At 64.0% G+C, this 19,498-nt stretch carries 19 protein-coding genes; 8 read left to right on the forward strand and 11 right to left on the reverse strand.

All coding sequences use genetic code 11. From position 1 onward, the window contains the following. Positions 1–25 precede the first annotated feature (25 nt). From PQ467_RS01210 to PQ467_RS01230, 5 genes are all read left to right on the forward strand, one after another. A complete protein-coding gene (locus PQ467_RS01210) occupies positions 26–2,635 on the forward strand; it encodes a helicase-related protein (RefSeq protein WP_274174756.1) in 2,610 nt (869 codons plus the stop codon). Next, positions 2,635–2,949 (forward strand): RNA-binding S4 domain-containing protein, encoded by a 315-nt coding sequence (locus PQ467_RS01215; protein ID WP_274174757.1) that lies wholly within the window; start codon positions 2,635–2,637, stop codon positions 2,947–2,949. Before PQ467_RS01210 ends, PQ467_RS01215 begins: the two co-directional genes overlap by 1 nt. Further along, positions 2,946–3,284 (forward strand): ferredoxin FdxA, encoded by a 339-nt coding sequence (gene fdxA, locus PQ467_RS01220; protein ID WP_172340052.1) that lies wholly within the window; start codon positions 2,946–2,948, stop codon positions 3,282–3,284. Before PQ467_RS01215 ends, fdxA begins: the two co-directional genes overlap by 4 nt. A 346-nt stretch (positions 3,285–3,630) precedes the next feature. Further along, positions 3,631–4,167, forward strand: coding sequence for a CarD family transcriptional regulator (locus PQ467_RS01225; RefSeq protein WP_274174758.1), 537 nt, complete (start codon positions 3,631–3,633; stop codon positions 4,165–4,167). 129 nt (positions 4,168–4,296) lie between these two features. Next, the gene (locus PQ467_RS01230) at positions 4,297–5,034 is read left to right on the forward strand and encodes a head GIN domain-containing protein (protein ID WP_274174759.1); all 738 of its coding nucleotides are present in this window, start codon (positions 4,297–4,299) and stop codon (positions 5,032–5,034) included. A 24-nt stretch (positions 5,035–5,058) separates the two neighbouring features. Here PQ467_RS01230 and PQ467_RS01235 read toward each other — a convergent pair whose 3' ends face one another. Then, positions 5,059–6,021 carry an L-threonylcarbamoyladenylate synthase gene (locus PQ467_RS01235; RefSeq protein WP_274174760.1) on the reverse strand — a complete coding sequence of 321 codons (963 nt, stop codon included), beginning with the start codon at positions 6,019–6,021 and terminating at the stop codon, positions 5,059–5,061. 53 nt (positions 6,022–6,074) lie between these two features. Between PQ467_RS01235 and PQ467_RS01240 the strand changes: the two genes are divergently transcribed. Continuing rightward, positions 6,075–6,902, forward strand: a complete 828-nt coding sequence (locus PQ467_RS01240) for a DUF815 domain-containing protein (RefSeq protein ID WP_274174761.1) — start codon at positions 6,075–6,077, stop codon at positions 6,900–6,902. Between the two features lie 262 nt (positions 6,903–7,164). Here the strand turns inward: PQ467_RS01240 and PQ467_RS01245 are convergent, their stop codons facing one another. Beyond that, a complete protein-coding gene (locus tag PQ467_RS01245) occupies positions 7,165–8,634 on the reverse strand; it encodes a PQQ-dependent sugar dehydrogenase (RefSeq protein WP_443192968.1) in 1,470 nt (489 codons plus the stop codon). Between the two features lie 101 nt (positions 8,635–8,735). On the opposite strand from PQ467_RS01245, the gene PQ467_RS01250 reads away from it, so the two are divergent. Both PQ467_RS01250 and PQ467_RS01255 read left to right on the forward strand, forming a co-directional pair. After that, positions 8,736–9,236 carry a GAF domain-containing protein gene (locus PQ467_RS01250; protein ID WP_274174763.1) on the forward strand — a complete coding sequence of 167 codons (501 nt, stop codon included), beginning with the start codon at positions 8,736–8,738 and terminating at the stop codon, positions 9,234–9,236. An 88-nt stretch (positions 9,237–9,324) separates the two neighbouring features. Next, positions 9,325–9,768, forward strand: a complete 444-nt coding sequence (locus tag PQ467_RS01255; RefSeq protein WP_274174764.1) for a hypothetical protein — start codon at positions 9,325–9,327, stop codon at positions 9,766–9,768. Positions 9,769–9,810: 42 nt separating this feature from the next. Here the strand turns inward: PQ467_RS01255 and PQ467_RS01260 are convergent, their stop codons facing one another. From PQ467_RS01260 to hemE, 9 genes are all read right to left on the reverse strand, one after another. Beyond that, the gene (locus PQ467_RS01260) at positions 9,811–10,782 is read right to left on the reverse strand and encodes a ParB/RepB/Spo0J family partition protein (RefSeq protein ID WP_274174765.1); all 972 of its coding nucleotides are present in this window, start codon (positions 10,780–10,782) and stop codon (positions 9,811–9,813) included. Further along, the gene (locus tag PQ467_RS01265; RefSeq protein ID WP_274174766.1) at positions 10,779–11,558 is read right to left on the reverse strand and encodes a ParA family protein; all 780 of its coding nucleotides are present in this window, start codon (positions 11,556–11,558) and stop codon (positions 10,779–10,781) included. The genes PQ467_RS01260 and PQ467_RS01265 overlap by 4 nt, the downstream gene beginning before the upstream one ends. Then, positions 11,555–12,208, reverse strand: coding sequence for a 16S rRNA (guanine(527)-N(7))-methyltransferase RsmG (rsmG, locus tag PQ467_RS01270; protein ID WP_274174767.1), 654 nt, complete (start codon positions 12,206–12,208; stop codon positions 11,555–11,557). Before rsmG ends, PQ467_RS01265 begins: the two co-directional genes overlap by 4 nt. Before the next feature lies 1 nt (position 12,209). Further along, positions 12,210–14,054 (reverse strand): tRNA uridine-5-carboxymethylaminomethyl(34) synthesis enzyme MnmG, encoded by a 1,845-nt coding sequence (mnmG, locus tag PQ467_RS01275; protein ID WP_274174768.1) that lies wholly within the window; start codon positions 14,052–14,054, stop codon positions 12,210–12,212. A 67-nt stretch (positions 14,055–14,121) separates the two neighbouring features. After that, entirely contained in the window at positions 14,122–15,399 is a 1,278-nt protein-coding gene (gene mnmE, locus PQ467_RS01280; protein WP_274174769.1) for a tRNA uridine-5-carboxymethylaminomethyl(34) synthesis GTPase MnmE, read from the reverse strand. 12 nt (positions 15,400–15,411) lie between these two features. Further along, a complete protein-coding gene (locus PQ467_RS01285; RefSeq protein ID WP_172249178.1) occupies positions 15,412–15,657 on the reverse strand; it encodes a DUF6489 family protein in 246 nt (81 codons plus the stop codon). A 315-nt stretch (positions 15,658–15,972) separates the two neighbouring features. Continuing rightward, complete coding sequence (gene rho, locus PQ467_RS01290; RefSeq protein ID WP_168603237.1) at positions 15,973–17,229, reverse strand: transcription termination factor Rho; 1,257 nt, start codon at positions 17,227–17,229, stop codon at positions 15,973–15,975. Between the two features lie 380 nt (positions 17,230–17,609). Further along, positions 17,610–18,053, reverse strand: a complete 444-nt coding sequence (locus tag PQ467_RS01295) for a CopD family protein (protein WP_274174770.1) — start codon at positions 18,051–18,053, stop codon at positions 17,610–17,612. Positions 18,054–18,154: 101 nt separating this feature from the next. Further along, complete coding sequence (gene hemE, locus PQ467_RS01300; protein WP_274174771.1) at positions 18,155–19,180, reverse strand: uroporphyrinogen decarboxylase; 1,026 nt, start codon at positions 19,178–19,180, stop codon at positions 18,155–18,157. Positions 19,181–19,498 lie beyond the last annotated feature (318 nt).

Below are 19,498 nucleotides of genomic sequence, written 5' to 3' on the forward strand. Positions count from 1 at the left end.
TCTGCTTTGCCACATTCAGGGGGTAATGGTTCACACCCCCAACTTGCGCGCTTCGTTTCGCCCGCAACAATCCCATGATGGCCGGGTGAAGGCCGTGCTTGGCCCTACCAACACGGGCAAGACCCATCTGGCCATCGAGCGGCTCTGCGCCCATTCCTCGGGCGCCATCGGCTTTCCGCTGCGCCTGCTGGCGCGCGAGGTCTATGAAAAGGTCTGCGCGATCAAGGGGGCCGAGCATGTCGCGCTGATCACCGGCGAGGAGCGGATCGAGCCGCCGAATGCGCGTTGGCTGCTGTGTACGGTCGAGGCGATGCCGGTGAGGGGAGGCTCGAAGCAAGGGGCCAATGCCCGCTTCACCGACCTGTCCTTTGTCGCCATCGATGAAATTCAGCTCTGCGGCGACCGCGACCGGGGGCATATTTTCACCGACCGCCTGCTGCATGCGCGCGGGCGCGATGAGACGATGCTGCTTGGCTCATCGGTGATGGAACCGCTGGTCAAGTCGCTCGTGCCCGAGGCCGAAATCGTGAGCCGTCCGCGTTTTTCCACGCTGAGCCATTCGGGAGCCAAGAAGCTCTCGCGCGTGCCGCCGCGCAGCGCCATCGTCGCCTTTTCGGCCGAGCAGGTCTATGCCGTGGCCGAAATGCTGCGCCGGTTTCGCGGCGGTGCGGCGGTGGTGATGGGGGCGCTTTCCCCCGAAACCCGCAACCGGCAAGTCGAACTCTATCAATCGGGCGAGGTCGATTATCTGGTCGCCACCGATGCCATCGGCATGGGGCTGAACCTCGACATCACTCATGTGGCTTTCGCCGGGCTGTCGAAATATGACGGGGTGCGCCAACGCCGCCTGCTGCCCACCGAAATGGCGCAAATCGCCGGGCGCGCCGGGCGGCATCAGCGCGACGGCACCTTTGGCACACTGGCCGGGACCGGTGGCCATGACGCGGAATTTACCGATGAGGAAATCTATGCGATCGAGGAGCATCGCTTCGCGCCGCTGACCCGCCTGTTCTGGCGCGAAAGCGATCTGTCCTTCGATTCGGTGGCGCGGCTGATCGATTCGCTCGAACGGCCCCCGGCCAAGGCTGAACTGATCGCAGCGCCCCAAGCCATCGATCTGGCCGTGCTCAAGCGCCTGGCCGAAGACCCCGATATTGCCCCCGGCGTGCGCGGCACAGGGCTGGTGCGCCGCTTTTGGGAGGCCTGCTCGCTGCCCGATTTTCGCCAACAGGGGGCCGAAACCCATGCCCGCTTTGTCGCCCGCCTGTGGGAGGAATTGCGCCACGGGCCGCTGGGCGCCGACACCGCCCCGCGCGCCATCGCGCAATTGGACAACACACAGGGCGACATTGACACGCTGCAGGGCCGGATTTCGGCGGTGCGTTCGTGGTCCTATATCTGCCAGCGGCCCGATTGGGTGCTGGCCCGCGATGAAATGGCCGCCCGCGCGCGTGAGGTCGAATCGCGCCTGTCCGATGCGCTCCATGCCCGCCTGACCGAGCGTTTCGTCAACCGGCGCACCACCGTGCTGATGCGCAAGCTGGGGCCGGATGCGGGCCTGCTTTCCGTGGCGATGGAGGGCGATGATGTGCTGGTCGAGGGCGAGAAGATCGGCACGTTGAGCGGTTTTGCCTTTCGCGTTGATCCCTCGGCGCGGCATGAGGATGCGCGGTTATTGCAGGCGGCGGCGGAAAAGCATCTGCCCGAACTGCTGGCCCGGCGCGCGGGCGAATTGATCGCGGCGCTCCATGCCGATGAGGCCGATGTGGCGATGCAGGGCGAGAGCATCACCTGGCATGGCCATCCTCTGGCCCGGATTGCGCGGGGGCGGGCGCTGCTCACCCCTACGCTGATCGCGGCGCCCTTGCTCGACCGGATGGCCGCGCCCTTGCGCGCCGATCTGATCGCGGCGCTGGGGCAATGGCTGGCGCGGCGCTGGAAACCACTGGCCCCGCTGGCGGCGATGGAGGCGGCCAGCCTTGATCCCGAGAGCGGGTCGGACCTGCGCGCGCTGCTGATCCGCATGATCGAGGGGGGCGGGATGGTGGATCGCGCCGCCTCGGGGGTGGAAAAACTCTCGCCGCCCCAGCGCGATGTGCTGCGGCGGCTGGGCGTGCGGATCGGGCCGCTCGATCTGTTTCACCCCGCGATGGTCAAGGCCGCGCCGCTGCAATTGTGGCAATCGGCGGTGGGGGCCAAAGGCGTCATTGCCCAGCCCATGGCCCCGGTGGTCAAGTTGGGCGACAAGCCGGTGCCGCGCGCCTATCGCCGGTTGGGTCAGGAGGCGCTGCGCATCGACCGGGCCGACCGGTTGCTGCGCGAGGCCCATGGGCGGCGCAAGGCGGCGGGCGGAAAGGTCGGCAAAAACGGCAAGGGCGGGCAGGCCAGCTTCTCGCTCGATCCGGCCGAGGCGGTGAAGATCGGCCTTTCGACGCGGGCCTATGCGCATCTGCTGCGGCTGGGCGGGTTTCGCCCGATCATGCCGCGCGCGCTGCCGGCCGAAACCTATGGGCCGCCCGCCCCGCTGGTCTGGCGCTGGCAACCGCCGCGGCGCGAGGCCGAAGCCGCCGCCCGCCAGCCCGGCGCGATGGATGCCGACAGCCCGTTTGCCGCTCTGGCCGCGCTGGTGGCCTGATGCGGATCGACAAGCTCCTCTGGTTTTTGCGGCTGGTCAAAACCCGCGGGGCGGCGAAGGAATGGGTGGAGGCGGGCCATATCCGTCGCAACGGCACGCGCATCGAACGCTGCTCGGCCTCGGTGGCGGTGGGCGATGTGCTGGTGCTGCCGGTGCCTTCGGGGGTGCGGATCATCCGCCTGATTGCGATGCCAAATCGGCGCGGACCGCCAAATGAGGCACAAAGCTGTTATGAGGCGCTTGACGAGACCGCCCCTTCCCCACTAGCAGCGGGGAAAGTTTGTTCTTCATCGAAAGGGGATTTGCAGCCATGACCTATGTCGTTACCGACGCCTGCATCCGCTGCAAATACATGGATTGCGTGGAAGTGTGCCCGGTTGACGCCTTTTACGAAGGCGAAAACATGCTGGTGATCAATCCGAGCGAATGCATCGATTGCGGCGTTTGCGAACCGGAATGCCCGGCCGAAGCCATTCTGCCCGACACCGAAAGCGGTCTGGAGCAGTGGCTCGAGCTGAACACCAAGTACAGCGCCGAATGGCCCAACATCACCACCAAGAAGGATTCGCCCGCCGACGCCGACGAATTCAAGGGCGTGGAAGGCAAGTTCGAAAAGCTGTTCTCCGAAGCGCCGGGTGAAGGCGACTAAGAGATTCTACCGGGGAACGAATCACCCCCGGAAGGCATTTCACATGCCTGAACGATAAAATTTTGCTGCCAGAGGCTGGGGTTGCGATAAACGCACCGCTGGCCTCTGGCAATTTTGTTACAGGCGTGCTATATAATAGGACAGTCGCGACAGGCTGTCCCTATGTCTGGCCTGTCGTCATCGCAAAAAACCGGGTCGAACCCCCTGACCATGAAAGGCGTCGTTGCAGCACTCGGTTGATGTTTCGCATCATACCGCAGCAAAAGCTCATCACTTTTGCCCGGGCATGCGCAATATTCGCCGTGATCCTCTCCATGTTGCACCGGGCCGAGTGAAAGGACGATAGATGACCGCCAAGGCGCACGCCTTCGATGTCGGAGATTACGTCGTATACCCCAAGCACGGCGTTGGCCGGGTGATCGAACTGCTCGAGCAGGAGATCGCGGGGATGAAGCTTGAACTGTATGTGTTGCGGTTTGAAAAAGAACGCATGACGCTGCGCGTTCCGGTTAACAAGGTCGAAGCCATCGGCATGCGCAAGCTGTCCTCGGACAAGACCCTGCGCGAAGCGATGGACACGCTCAAGGGCAAGCCCAAGGTGAAGCGCACCATGTGGTCGCGCCGCGCTCAGGAATATGAAGCGAAGATCAATTCGGGCGATCTGGTGTCGATCGCCGAAGTGACCCGCGACCTGTTCCGCGCCGACGATCAGCCCGAGCAGTCCTATTCGGAACGCCAGATCTTTGAAGCCGCCTCCAGCCGCCTTGCGCGCGAACTGGCCGCGATGGAAAAGACGGACGAACCGGCTGCTCTGAAGAAGATCCTCGCGATCCTGAACGAGTATGCGCCCAAGTATTACGAGGCCGCTGCCGCCGCCGTTTGATCGGCGCGGGCCCCGTATGGGTTTGCAAAGAGGGGCTGCCCGCCGGGGCGGCCCCTTTTTCTTTGGGGCTTCCCTTTGGGTGCGTGGTGTATTACAACACCAATACGCACTATGTCAGGGAGCAGCCCCATGGACTTTCGCAAGATCACATCCACCTTGGCCCCGATGATCGCCGTTGGCATGGCCGCCGCGCTTTCCGGATGCCACAATGGCGAGATTTCGCTGCATGGCGCAGGCAAGCCGCTGGCCGAACTGGACCTGTCCGGCCCCGCGCCCAGCGGCGTGGTGGTGCTGGGCCCCGATGCGGTCAGGATCGAGCCAGGGGAAAAGCTGGCCATCAAGGTCGAGGGCGATCCGACGCAGGCCAATCACCTGCGTTTCACCCTGAAGGACGGCACGCTTGGCGTGATGCGCGACACAAAGGGCTGGGACAACACCGGCGGCCCGGTTTCGGTGCTGGTCACGATGCCCGCGCCCAAATCGCTGACCATGACCGGATCGGGGCGCATCACCGCGGCCGAACTGGCGCGCGAGGCGCAGATCAACATCGTGGGTTCGGGCGATATTGATACGCCCAAGGTCGAGGGCGACAAGCTGGACATCTCGATCGGCGGTTCGGGCACATATCGCGGCGCGGGCTCTATCGCCGACCTCAAAGTCAATATCGCGGGCAGCGGCAGCGCCGAAATGGCGCCGCTGAAAGCCGACAAGGCCGATATTTCGATCCTTGGTTCGGGCGGGGCGCAATTGGCATCCGACGGGACCGTGAAGGCCTCGATGATGGGTTCGGGATCAGTCCACGTAAAGGGCCGCGCGAAATGCGAGGTCAGCGCGATGGGTTCGGGCAAGCTGGTCTGCGAGCCCTAAACCGGCGCCGCTGCCCGGCAGGTTTTAAATCGGCGCCGCCGCGCGGCGCAGGCGGTCGTTGATCGCCGCGCCAATGCCTTCGTCCGGGATCGGGGCGATGGCCACCTTGGGCTGCGCGGCGCTGGCCGCCTCATGCAGCGCCGCGTAGAGCCGCGCTGCGGCCTCTGCAAGGTCACCTGAGCGCGAAAGCGAGGCCTCGCCATCACCCGCACCAAAAGTGATGTAAAACTCGTCAGCGGCCTTCTCAGCGGCATTCAGGCGCACCGGCTTGCCCGGCGCATAATGGCTGGTCATTTGTCCCGGTGCCTCGATGCCGCGATCCTCATGCGCCTCGCCCTGCCCCAGTACCGCCGCCAGATCCGCCGAGGTGATCGGGCCGGGGCGCAGCACCTGCCATCCGCCATCGGCGCGCAGGGCGACAATCGTCGATTCAATCCCCGCCTCGCATGCCCCGCCATCGACGATCACCGGCACCCGCCCGCCCAGCGAGGCCGCAACATGGCTCGCCGTGGTCGGGCTGACCCCGCCGCTGCGATTGGCCGAGGGCGCGGCCAGCGGCAGGCCGGATTCGCGCAGGATCGACCGCATCACCGGATGCGCCGGACAGCGAATCGCCACCGTGGGCAGGCCCGCCGTCACCGCCGCCGCCAAGGGCGCATCATCCCGGCGCGGCAAAACCATCGTCAAAGGCCCCGGCCAGAACGCCGCCGCCAGCGCCCGCGCGCGATCATCCAGCACCGCCAGCGCCTCGGCCCCGGCCAGATCGGGGACATGCACAATCAAGGGGTTGAAATCCGGCCGTCCCTTGGCCCGATAGATCGCGGCCACTGCCTCTACACTGTCCGCCCGCGCCGCCAGCCCGTAAACCGTCTCGGTCGGCACCGCGACAATCGCCCCATCGCGTAGCGCGCGCGCCGCCAGCGCCAGATCATCGGGCGAAGTGGTCACAATACGGGGAAGATCCCGGGGAAGATTATTGTCAGCCATAGCCCTCCCGCTATAGCGCAAGAGCAGCAAAGCCAAGCATAAGGAAAGAATTTATGGCCGATCAGGGCGATCCTCTGGCCCGTATTGCCGATGCTCTGGAGCGGTTAAGCCCCCCTCCCCCGGCGGCGGCGCAGTGGCTGGAATATCCCGCCTATGTCTGGGACGGGCGCGCGGCGCGCGGCGTGGCGCGGCTCGACGCGCCCGAATTGCGCCTGCTTCAGGGGATCGACCTGCAAAAGGACGCCGTGGCGGGCAATGTCGCCAGGCTGGCGGCGGGCCATGCCTCGCACGATATGCTGCTCTGGGGTTCGCGGGGCATGGGCAAATCGGCGCTGGTGCGCGCCAGCGTGCTGGCCGCCGCTCAAACCCACCCCGGCGCCATCGCGCTGGTTCAGGTGGCCCCCGATGCGCTCTCCTCGCTCTCGGCGCTGTTTGCCATGCTGGGGCGGGTCGAACGGCAATTTCTCACCTTCATTGACGACCTCGGCTTTGAGGAAGGCGACCTGTCCGGCCCGCGCGCGCTGCGCTCATGGCTGGAAGGCGGGGTCGAGGCGCGCCCGGCCAATGTCCGCCTTGCCGTCACATCGAACCGCCGCGCCATCGTCGGGCGCAGTTTGGGCGAGCAGGACGACCCTATCAACCCGCGCGATGTGGTAGATGACAAGCTGGCGCTGGCCGACCGCTTCGGCCTCTCCATCGGCTTCCACGCCTGCTCTCAGGACGATTATCTCGCCATCATTTCCGGATACGCGCAGGAATTGGGGCTGAGTTTCGAGGTGGGCGATGCGCTGGAATGGTCCAAGCGGCGGAGCAGCCGGTCGGGGCGGATCGCGTGGCATTATGTGCATGAATTGGCCGGGCGGGCCGGGATGCGGATTTAAGTTTTAAGGGGAGTTTAGATGCGAGGGTCTAGACCCTCGCGTTCCCATTACTGTCTGCGTTGCGCCAAGGGTTCGGCGACAGATATCGGACGCACCGCCTGAAATACTAAAGCCTGCGGCGCCCCATACCAGCGCCGCAGGCTTTCTATTGTCGCCAAAACCCACCAACCTGCGAACCTGAACGCCACCCCATTAACGGGATTGCAAAGGGCCCCCGCCCTTTGCCCGCCGGAGGCATCAAACCCCCTCAAAACCTAACCAATCAATTCTCCCGCACCTTCTGATCGTCCTTGAACTTCAGACGGTACTGGATTTCAGGATCGCCATTGAGATCCTTCTGCGGCGGCAGATGCTTGACCACGACCGGCTTGATTTCGGCAGCGGGGGCAGCGCCCGGCGCCACCACGCGCCAGATGATCCCACCCGTATCATCCGAGACGAGCAGCGCACCGTCCTGAGCGAAGTTCAACCAGGTGGGCCGCCCATGGGTATCGCCATCCGGCTTGAGGAAGCCCGTCAGCACCTTTTCCGGCAGGCCCTGCGGATTGCCATTGGCATCGAAGCGCACAAAAACAACATCATAGCCAACGGCGGGCTTGCGGTTCCACGAACCGTGGCGCGCGATGAAGGCACCATTGGCATAATGCGCGCCCATCTTCTCGCCGCCCTTTACAAAGGCCAGCCCAAGCGCCGCCACATGCGGCCCCAGCGCATATTCGGGCTTGCGGACATAATCGATCAGGAATTCAGGCATCTGGAATTCGGGCGTGTTCTGATAGACGCGATTGTCCTCATTCTTGCCCCAATAGAACCACGGCCAGCCATAATGCGAGCCGACCGGCACATTGGTCAGATAGTCGGGCACCAGATCGGGGCCGAGCTGATCGCGCTCATTGACCACCGTCCACAGTTCCTGCGTCGAGGGGTTCCACGCCATGCCGTTGGCATTGCGCAGGCCCATCGCATAGCGGCGCGCATGGCCGCTGGCGATGTCGATTTCATAGATCGCGGCGCGGCCTTCCTCGGCCTTGGGCCCGCGTTCGCCAATGTTCGAGGCCGAACCGATGGCGACATAGAGATGCTTGCCGTCAGGGCTGAGCACCAGATTGCGCATCCAGTGATTGCCCGCCGGCGGCAGGTCCATCAGCTTTTTGGGTGCGCCCGTCAGGCTGGTTGCGCCGGGTTGAAAATCAAAGGTCAGCACCGCGTCATGGTTGGCGATGTAAAGCTTGCCATCGCCATAGGCCATGCCCGAAGGCGAGGAGAGCCCCTCGCGCAGGACGAAGCGCTGATCGGCAACGCCGGTGCCCTTGGAATCGCGCAGCAGGACGATACGGTTCGGGCTGGGATCACCCGCGCCGACGAAGCCCATGAAAATATTCTGGAAAAACCCGGTGATCCCGCCCGGCCCATTGTCCTTGGGCGCGCCGGTTTCGGCCACCAGCACGTCGCCATTGGGCAGCGTGATGATCGTGCGCGGATGCTGCAAGCCGGTGGCGAAACGGCTGACGCTCAGCCCCTGCGCGGCGGTGGGCGCCTCATTCGTGGCCCAGCCCACCGATTTGACCAGACCCACCGTGGGAAAAGTCTCCGGCTCGGGATCGACCAGCTTGGGCTTGCGGCCCTCCATCTGCTCGATCGGCAATTTCGACACATTGCCATGCGACAGATAGGCAAAGCCGCCCCCGCCAACCAGAACGACGGCACCAAGGGCGATCAGCGATTTGCGCAAAGTAGGGCTCATGCGCGATGAGATAGGGATTTGCCGCGTGGCCCACAAGCCCGGAATGGCACCTCTTGGCGCGCGCGGTTTGGCATACTACATCAACGCCCATGTTTGACTTTGCCCCCGGCGCCGACGCGCCCAAATCCGAAATCTATCACGACCTGCGCGAGGCCGCGCTGGCCATCACCAGCGGCGAGAGCGACGGCGTGGCCAACATGGCCAATATCGCCGCGCTGATCTGGCAATTCCTGCCTGATCTCAACTGGGCGGGATTTTACCGCACCGTCGGCGATGAACTGGTGCTGGGGCCTTTCGTGGGCAAACCGGCCTGCATCCGCATTCCCTTTGGCCGCGGCGTGTGCGGCACTGCGGCGGCCAGCGCGGCAACGCAATTGGTGGCCGATGTCCATGCCTTTCCCGGCCATATCGCCTGTGACGGGGCCAGCGCCTCGGAACTGGTTGTGCCGGTGGTGGTCGATGGGCGCGTGGTGGCGGTGATCGACCTCGACAGCCCGATCAAGGCACGGTTTGACCAGGAGGATGCGGCCGGGATCGAGGCACTGGCCGCCGCCATCGCCTCCGCTGTCGCCGGGGCGTTAACCGCGTAAAACGGCGTTAACCTTTTGCTTGGGCGCAGCGTTGGTTTCTGTTATTAACCTTTATGAACGAGCCAGTCGTCATGAAGGTGTCAAGCCCATGTCCATCCGCGCCCTGCTGATTGCCGCCGCATTCGTTTCGGCCCCCGCTTTTGCTCAAAGCGCCCCGGCGCAACCGCCCGCGCAGGCCGGGGCCAGCTATAGCCAAGCCGCGGTTCCTTCCGCCTCGGTCGCCTATACGCCGCCGCCTGCTGCCGGGCTGCAACCGGGCGGGATGCAGCGCGGGCCTTGGCTGGCCGAATGCGAAAGGCGGCTTAACGCGGTGCCGGGCGCCGATGCCTCGCAATCGACAAGCGCCTGTATCGATTGGTGGGCCTATTACCAGGGCGGCGGCGCGCCCCATCCCACCTATGGCTATGCCATCCCGATCAGCGTGACGGAAAACGTGAAGGAAGATTGCCCCGAGCAGGTCATCGAAAAGCGCGTCATCCAGCGCCGGATAATCCGCCATAAAATTGTGCGCGACAAGCGCATCCCGGTGTGACCTAAAGATAGGAAAAAGGGGGCTTTGCGGGGCCCCCTTTTCTTATATCCCCTCGCCCGTCAAACGCTGGCAAATGAGATCTAGCTGATCAAGTGTGCGATAGCGGATCGTGACGGCGCCCGAACGCGGATCGGCATCCACGCTGATCTTGACCGACAGGCCGAGGAATTCCTCCAGATGCGCCTGCATCGCCTGAATGTCGGCGGATTCGGCGGATTTGAATTCATTGCGCGCACGGCGCGGCGCGGCGGTTTCACGGCCCGACTGGCGGCGCACCATCTGCTCCACCTCGCGCACGGACAGGCCCTTGGCCGCCGCCTGCTGCGCCAGGCCTTCCGCATCCTCCACGCCGATCAGCGCGCGGGCATGGCCCATCGACAATTCGCCCGCCTCGACCATCTTGGTCACCGGATCAGGCAGCGCAAGCAGGCGCTGGATGTTGGCGACATGGCTACGGCTCTTGTCGACCATCTTGGCGATCTCGGCCTGCGTCATGCTCTCGCTCTCGGCCAGACGCTGATAGGCGCGCGCTTCTTCGATGGGGTTGAGGTCTTCGCGCTGAAGGTTTTCAATGAGCGCAATCGCCATCACCTCGCGCTGGGTCAGCTTGCGCACCAATGCGGGGATTTCATGGACCTTAGCCCGCTGCGCCGCACGCCAGCGGCGTTCGCCCGCCACCAGCCGATAATGCCCGTCGCCCAGCGGCACGACGATCACCGGCTGCAACACGCCGCGCGCGGCAATCGAGGCGGCCAGTTCATCGAGCGCCGATTCATCAAACTGACGGCGCGGCTGATCGGGATCGGGCTCGATGCTGGACACCAGCAGCGAGGCCAGACCGCTCTCCACCATCACCGGGCCATTGCCGCCGCCGCCCGAGGCCACCGGCTCCTCGCGCCGCGTTTCGCCCAGCAGCGCCTGAAGCCCCCGCCCCAGCGCAGCCTTGCGGCGCGGCGCGGCGGGCCCGGCCAGCGCGGCGGAAAGCGGGTTCTGGGTCGAGGTTTCGTCGGTCATGCGGCTTTCCTGTTTTCAGGCAAACGTGAAATCAATTCGCGGGCCAGCGCGAGATAGGCGCGGCTGCCGCTGCAATGCTGGTCATAGATCAGCGCGGGCAGGCCGTGGCTGGGTGCTTCGGAGAGACGCACGTTGCGCGGGATTTCGGTGTCGAACACCAGCTTGCCCAGGCACGAGCGCACATCGTCCGAGACCTGATCGGTCAGGCGGTTGCGACGGTCGAACATGGTCAGCGCGATGCCGATAATGCCAAGGTCCGCGTTGAAACGCTGCTGCACCCGCTCGACCGTCTGCAACAATTGGCTCAAGCCTTCGAGCGCGAAGAACTCGCATTGCAGCGGCACCAGCACCGTGTCGGCAGCGCTGAGCGCGTTGAGCGTCAACAGGCCCAGCGAGGGCGGGCAGTCGATGAAGCAGATGTCATAGCGCTCGGCTCCACGTGCCAGCCCCTTGCGCAATTTGTCAGTGCGGCCATCGACCGAGACCAGCTCTACCTCGGCCCCCGACAGATCGACGGTCGCCGCCAGCAGATGCAGCCCCGGAATGCTGGTTTCCATCGCGCATTCGGCCAGCGTGGCCTCGCCCAGCAGCAGGTCATACGAGGAATACTCGCGCGCGGATGCGGGCACCCCAACCCCGGTCGAGGCATTGCCCTGTGGGTCAAGGTCGATCAGCAGCGTGCGCCATCCGGCGGCGGCAAAGGCTGTGGCCAGATTGATCGCGGATGTGGTTTTGCCCACGCCGCCTTTCTGATTGGCAATGGCAATGCGGATCACAGCTTCACTCCCTTGGGATTGAGATGGCCGACAATCAGCCCGGCGTCCTCATCAGTCAGCGATTGTTCCACGTGGAACCCTGCGCGCACCGATGCTTTGAGTGCCTCTAACTCTTGCCCTGCCGACCGCCCCTTGGGCAACAGCCAGATCGTGTCCCTTGTGGAAAAGCGTGCGGAGATTTTCAGAAGCTTGTCGAGCGGTGCAAAGGCTCGGGCGGAAATCACCGCAAAGGTGCGTGTCTCCACCATCTCCAGTCGCTGCCCCAACACCTGCGCCTTGGGCAGCGCCAGTTCCTCGATCACGCGATTGAGCCATTCGACTCGGCGAGCGCGTGATTCGACCATCAGCACCTCGTGCCCCGGCCGCATCGCCGCAATCACCAGCCCCGGAAAACCCGCCCCTGTGCCAAGGTCGAGCCATGCCCCCTTGCTCCCGTTCCATGTTTCACGTGGAACATGGGCGAGCAATTGCGCAGAATCGACGATATGCCGCTGCCACACCATCGGAATCGTCGCGGCGGCCACAAGGTTCTGCCGCTCATTTTCCTCGGCCAACATGGCGACCAGCTTCTCCAGCCGCTCCATCGCCTCGGGCGTCATTACCCATCGCGAAGCCAGCCAGTCGCGGGCCTGTTGCTCATTACCAATCATCTCAGGCCAGCTTCCTTGCATGCACCAACAGCGCCGCCAGAGCCGCCGGGGTCACCCCCGCCACGCGCCCCGCCGCCGCCAGATTTTCCGGACGCGCCCGCGTCAGGCGCTCCACCATCTCGCTGGAAAGCCCGGCGATCTGCCCATAGGGAAAGTCCTCGGCCAAAAGCAGATGCTCGTTCGAGCGCAGGTCGGAAAGCTCCCTCTCCTGCCGCGCCAGATAGGGGGCATAGAAAGCGTCCTCGGCCACTTCCTCAATCAAGGTCGCGTCCACGTCCAACGCCTCGCCCAGCCATGGGCGCAGCCGGTCGATGGACACGCCATCAAAACGCAGCCATTCGCGCAGAGGCAAACGCCCCGCATCGGCCTTGGCGGTGATCCCGACCGTGGCCAGATCCTGCGCCGTCACGCCCTGCTCCAGCCCGCCTTCCAGCGCCGCCTTGTCGTCCTGCCTCTGCGTAAACCATGCGGAACGTTCCGCGCCCAAACACCCCGCCGCCGCCGCCAATGCCGTCAAGCGCGAGGTGGCATTGTTGGCCCTCAGACGCAGGCGGTACTCGGCCCGCGCCGTCAGCATCCGGTAAGGCTCGCTCACCCCGTGGAGCGTCAGGTCATCGACCATCACCGCCAGATAGGAATTGGCCCGGTCAATCGCCGGAGCATCCCACCCGAGCACCGATGCCGCCGCATGCATCCCCGCGATCAGCCCCTGCGCCGCCGCTTCTTCATAGCCGGTCGTGCCGTTGATCTGCCCCGCGCAATAGAGGCCGGGGATCGCCCGCAGTTCGAGAGAAGTCCGCAGCGCGCGCGGGTCAATATGGTCATACTCCACCGCATAGCCCGGCACCACCATCTCGACCTGCTCCAGCCCTTCCATGTGGCGCAGCATGGTCAATTGCACATCGGCGGGCAGGCTGGTCGAGATGCCGTTGGGATAGACGAGATGGGTCGAGAGGCCCTCGGGTTCGAGGAAAATCTGATGGCCATCGCGGTCGGCAAAGCGGTGGATCTTGTCCTCGATGCTGGGGCAATAGCGCGGCCCCCTCGCCCCGATCGCCCCGCTGAACAGTGGCGATCGATGGAGGTTCGCCTGGATCGTTTCATGGACTGCAGCGTTGGTCCGCGTGATCGCGCAGGCCAGTTGCGGGTTCGCCCGGCGCGTTTCCAGCGCCGACATGCACCAATGCTCGGCATCACTGGGCTGCTCCTCCAGCCGCACCCAATCGATGGTCCGGCCATCGAGACGCGGCGGCGTGCCGGTTTTCAGACGCGCCATCGGCAGGTCCGCCTCGCGCATCTGGGCCGCCAGACGATGCGCGGCGGCCTCGCCAATACGTCCGCCGATCATCCGCTCTTCCCCGCGAAACAGCGTGCCGCCAAGGAAGGTGCCGGTGCAAAGGATCACCGCGGCTGCGTTCAGCCGAATCCCATCGGCCAGATCAACGCCCGTCGCCCGACCGCCTTCCATCACCAGCGCTGCGACCTCTCCGGCCGCCTGCGTCAGGTCACCTTGCTGCGGCAGCATCCGCTGGATCGCGGCCTTGAACAGCTTGCGGTCCGCCTGAATACGGGGGCCCTGCACCGCGCTGCCCTTGCTGCGGTTGAGCATGCGATAGTGGATCGAGGCCGCATCCGCAGCCCGCCCCATCAGCCCGTCAAAGGCATCGACCTCGCGCACGAGGTGGCCCTTGCCCAAGCCACCGATGGCCGGGTTACAACTCATGGCGCCGATGGCGTTCAGGTCAAACGACACGAGCGCCACACGTGCGCCCATACGCGCGGCAACGGCGGCGGCCTCCACGCCGGCATGGCCGCCGCCGACCACGATGATGTCAAAATGCTGCATGGCTCTGCCCCTACCCTAAGCGGACGGGCGGGTCAAAAGCTGCGGTGTGTTTCACGTGAAACACCCCTCATTTTCCGATGCAGAAGCGTCCGAACAGAGCATCGAGCATATCCTCTGTCCCCGCCCCGCCCAGTAAACGGTCGAAAGCGGAGCGGGCCGCGCGCAGGTCTTCGGCGGTCAGCAGGAGATCACCATCGGGGCGAATGGCGGCCAAGGCCGTCGCCGCTTCGGAAAGCAGGCCGTGCTGGCGGGCATTCAGCGCCACCTGTCCGGGCTTAGGCATAGCCCTCCGCGCCGTGTCGATCAGATCTTGGCGCAGGGCATCAACGCCCTCCCCTGTCTTGCCGGAGAGACGATGACGGGGGGCGGATTTGGCCATCCTCACGGCGGCGTCGATCCGCGACTCAATCTCCCACGCGCCCTGCGGCCCTTCGCCCTCCGGCCCCAGCCAGAGGACGAGATCGGCCCGCGCCATGACTTCGCGGGCGCGCTCAATGCCGATGCTTTCCACAACATCGGCGCCATCATCGCGCAGGCCCGCAGTATCGAGGAACTGAAACGGCACGCCGCCCAGCGCCACCGGCCGCATCAAAATGTCGCGCGTGGTTCCCGCCAGCGGGGTGATGATCGCCGCATCATCCTCGACCAGAGCGTTGAACAAAGTGCTCTTGCCCGCATTGGGCGGCCCTGCGATCACCACGCGAAATCCTTCGCGCAGCGCCTCGGCACGAGGGCGGGCCAGCCAGTCGGAAAGTTCCACGTGAAACATCGACAGCGTGGAAGCGAAGGAAGCGGGCAATGCACCCACATCGTCCTCATCGCCAAAATCCAGCACCGCCTCGACCTGCGCCGAGAGCATCAGCACCCGCTCGCGCCAGCCCTTGACCACCGCCGACAAAGCGCCACCAGCCATCGCCACGGCTGCCTGACGCTGCATCTCGGTTTCGGCCGAGAGCAGATCGCCCAACCCTTCGGCCTCGGCCAGATCCATGCGGCCGTTCAAGAATGCACGCCGCGTGAACTCCCCCGCCTCCGCCCGACGCAGACCCGGCAGCGCCGACAGCGCATGCTCGAGAGCGGCAATCACCGCGCGTCCACCATGACAATGGATCTCGGCCAGGTCTTCGCCCGTTGCCGTGCGCTTGCCGGGGAACCACAGGACCAGTGCGCGGTCCAGTTCCACCCCCGCGCCGTCGCGCAGCACCATCAGGCTGGCCCGCCGCTCCACGGGCAAGCGTCCGCCCAGTGCGATCAAGGCCGCGCCCGCCTGCGGCCCGCTGATCCGGATCACCGCAATCGCAGCCGGGGGCATCCCGCTGGAGCAGGCAAAAATCGTGTCGGTCATGAAAGGCTGATCTTACTTCTTGCCGCCAGTCGCCATACTCGCGCCCGCCTCAAGAATGTTCTGGAACATCTTCATGCCCAACTGGCCCATCGGCGCGAACTGCTTGGTGAATTCCTGGATCTGCTCGAGCGAGCCAGCGCCCTGCATTGCCTTCATCACCGCATCGACATAGGCCTCATTCGCCCGCGTCACATCGGGCAGGCCCAGAAAGCGACGCGCTTCCTCCGGTGTGCAATCCACCTCGAAATTCATCTTCATCGCGCATCTCCTTATGGGCGCAAACCGGAATGGATAAAGACACAGTGGGGGGGGGAAGTCTAGATTTTAGAAAGGAAGAAGGGCTTGATGCGAGGAACTCGTCCCTCGCGCTCCCGTTACTGCCTGCGTGGCGCATCGGGTTCAACCACCGCGCACAAGACGCAACGTCAGAAATGATAAAGCCTGCGGCGCCTATTATCAGCGCCGCAGGCTTTAAACCCATCGCCCAGATCCACAAACGTGCGAACCCAAGCACCACCCCATTAACGGGATTGCAAAGGGACCAGTCCCTTTGCCCGCCGGAGGCAAACCTTCTTACTGGTTCATCGTGGCGAAGAAGTCCTCGTTGGTCTTGGAGTCCTTCATCTTGTCGAGCAGGAATTCCATCGCATCGACGGTGCCCATCTGCATGAGGATGCGGCGCAGGACCCACATCTTCGAGAGGTTGCCCTTTTCGACCAGGAGTTCTTCCTTGCGGGTGCCGCTCTTGCCCACGTCGAGGGCGGGGAAGATGCGCTTGTCGGCGACCTTGCGGTCGAGAACGATTTCGCTGTTGCCGGTGCCCTTGAATTCTTCAAAGATCACTTCGTCCATGCGGCTGCCCGTATCGATCAGCGCGGTGGCGATGATGGAGAGCGAGCCGCCCTCCTCGATGTTGCGCGCGGCGCCGAAGAAGCGCTTGGGGCGCTGCAGCGCGTTGGCGTCCACACCGCCGGTCAGCACCTTGCCGGAGGAAGGAACGACGGTGTTGTAGGCGCGGCCAAGGCGGGTGATCGAGTCGAGCAGGATGACGACATCGCGCTTGTGTTCGACCAGGCGCTTGGCCTTTTCGATGACCATTTCGGCCACCTGAACGTGGCGCTGCGCTGGTTCGTCAAAGGTCGAGGAGATGACCTCGCCCTTCACGCTGCGCTGCATGTCGGTGACTTCTTCGGGGCGTTCGTCGACCAGCAGCACCAACAGGAACACTTCGGGGTGGTTGTCGGTGATCGCCTTGGCGATGTTCTGCAGCAGCACGGTCTTACCCGTGCGCGGCGGGGCGACGATCAGCGCGCGCTGGCCCTTGCCCTGAGGCGAGATCAGGTCGATCACGCGGGCCGACTTGTCCTTGACCGTGGGGTCAAGCGTGTCGAGCTTCAAACGCTCGTTGGGATAGAGCGGGGTCAGGTTATCGAAGTTGACGCGATGGCGCACCGCTTCGGGATTGTCGAAATTGACGCTGACCAGCTTGGTGATCGCGAAATAGCGTTCGCCATCCTTGGGCGCGCGGATTTCGCCTTCCACCGTGTCGCCCGTGCGCAGGCCCCATTTACGGACCTGATTGGGCGAGACATAAATGTCGTCCGGCCCGGCCAGATAATTGGCCTCCGGATTGCGCAGGAAGCCGAAGCCGTCGGGCAGCACTTCGATCGTGCCCTGCCCGATGATCTCTTCGCCATCCTCGGCCACTTCCTTCAGGATCGCATACATCAGATCCTGACGGCGAAGCGTGCTGGCGCTTTCCACGCCATATTCCTCAGCCATCTCGACCAGCTCGGCCGAAGTCTTTTTCTTCAATTCTTTCAAATGCATATCAAGGTATTCCTATGAGGTTCGGCCGGCGGGTCTATCGGGCATGGAGAATGCAAGACCAAAGATGTGCCACGTCTTAACGCTGCGTGGCGGTGCCGGTTGCGTGGGGAGATAGGAGATTGGGGCGGGGAAATCAAGGAAAGAAGGGGTTTGATGCGAGGGTCCAGACCCTCGCGCTCCCGTTACTGTCTGCGTTGCGCCACGGGATCGACGAAGGTGCAACGGACGCAGCGTCAGAAACGACAAAGCCTGCGGCGCTCGCCATCAGCGCCGCAGGCTTTAAAAACATCGCCCCATCCACATTCCTGCGAACCAAGGCGCACCCCATTAACGGGATTGCAAAGGGCCCCCGCCCTTTGCCCGCCGGAGGCAAAAACCCCTCAAAATGGCTTCAATACCACCATCACCACAATCACCGCCGCCGCCAGCCCCGGCACTTCATTGAGCATCCGCAGCTTCTTGCCGCTCAGCCGCCGCTCCCCGCGCGCCAGCGCCTTGGAATAGCCCACCAGCCACATGTGATAGGCCGAAAGCCCCAGCACGGCGGCCAGTTTGATATGGAACCACCCTTGCGAAAACGCCCCGATCGTGTGCGCCAGCAGCAGCCCCAGCAGCCAAACGACGATGATCGCGGGCGTCAGGATGATCTTGCGCAGCTTGGCCTCACGGTCGATCCAGCGGGCTTCTTCCGCGCTGCCCGGCTCGCTTTCCTGATGATAGACGAAATAGCGCGGCAGCATGAACAGCCCCGCCATCCAGAAGATCACAAAGATGATATGGCCCGCCTTGAGCCAGAGATAGGTCATCGAAAGCACCCATTCCATCACTGCACCATGGTTTAGCATGGTTGAAAAGTTGGTATCCGATGCTGCGCTGTCAACAGGATGACCACGCAAAACCGGCAGACCAGTGCCTTATGCGCGCTTTACCGTTTCCAGCCGCGCACGACGTTGAGCAATTGCTCAACATGGGCGATGGGCGTGGTCTGCCCGATGCCATGGCCCAGATTGAACACATGGGGGCGGTCGGCAAAGGCTTCGAGCACGCCGATGGCGCGCGCCTCCAGTTCCGGCCCGCCGGCCAGCAGCAGCAGCGGATCGAGATTGCCCTGCACCGGCATATTCGCGGGCAATTCACGCGCGGCCCAGATGGGATCGACAGTTTCATCGACACCCACCGCATCCACGCCCGTCTCGCGCGCATAGGCCGCCAGTTTCTCGCCGGAGCCCTTGGGAAAGCCGATGATGGGCACGGTGGGATGCAGCGCCTTGACCGCCCGGACAATGGCCGCATTGGGCGCGATAACCCATTTCTCGAACTCACGCGGAGCCAGCGACCCAGCCCAACTGTCGAACAACTGGATCGCCTCGGCCCCGGCCTTGATCTGACCATCGAGATATTCGACCGTCACGTCCACAATCCCGTCGATGATCGCCTGAAAGGCGGCCGGATCGCGATAGGCATAGGCGCGGGTCTCATGCTGATCGCGGCTGCCCTCGCCATTCACCATATAGGTGGCGATGGTCCAGGGGCTGCCTGCAAAGCCCAGCATGGTGGTCTGTGGGCTGATCTGGGCCACGACCTGCCTCACGGTCTCATAGATGGGCGCAAGGCGCTCAGGGACCGCCTGAAGCGATCCTAGGGCATGATCGACAAGCCGGGGAGAAAGGTGCGGCCCCTCGCCCACCAGAAACTGCAGATCCTGACCCATGGCGTAGGGCACGATCAGAATGTCGGAAAACAGGATCGCCCCGTCAAAGCCGAAACGGCGCAGCGGCTGGACCGTGATCTCGGCCGCCGCCTCGCTGTCATAGACCAGCGCGAGAAAGCCCCCCTTTTCGGCCCGCAGCGCACGATATTCCGGAAGGTAACGTCCGGCCTGACGCATGAGCCAGATCGGGCGTTGATCACCATTGGAACCGCGCAACGTATCGAGGAGCAAACCGGGCATCGAGAGAGTCCAATCCAAAAAAATAGATTCTTATTAAAGGGTTCTAGTAGGTTGTTGGCCTGTGGATAGCGGGCATACCGGTTCCTTGCCCGATTTATCCCGAAATGAACAGGCCAAGGCGCTTTGCGACTCCCCGAGAGTCAGGGTCAAGGATTCCTTTTCCCCCTTATCCCCAGCCTGTGGGTAACCCTATGCACATGTCCACAAGTCGCGCAAAGGATTCCTCCTATCGGGGATCAAACCTATACCCGAGATTGTCACCAGACCTTTGCCGTGGTTTATGGGCAGGCTTATCCACAAGGCGACACGGGTTCAGGT

The sequence above is a fragment of the Novosphingobium sp. KACC 22771 genome (genome assembly GCF_028736195.1).
Classification (GTDB): domain Bacteria; phylum Pseudomonadota; class Alphaproteobacteria; order Sphingomonadales; family Sphingomonadaceae; genus Novosphingobium.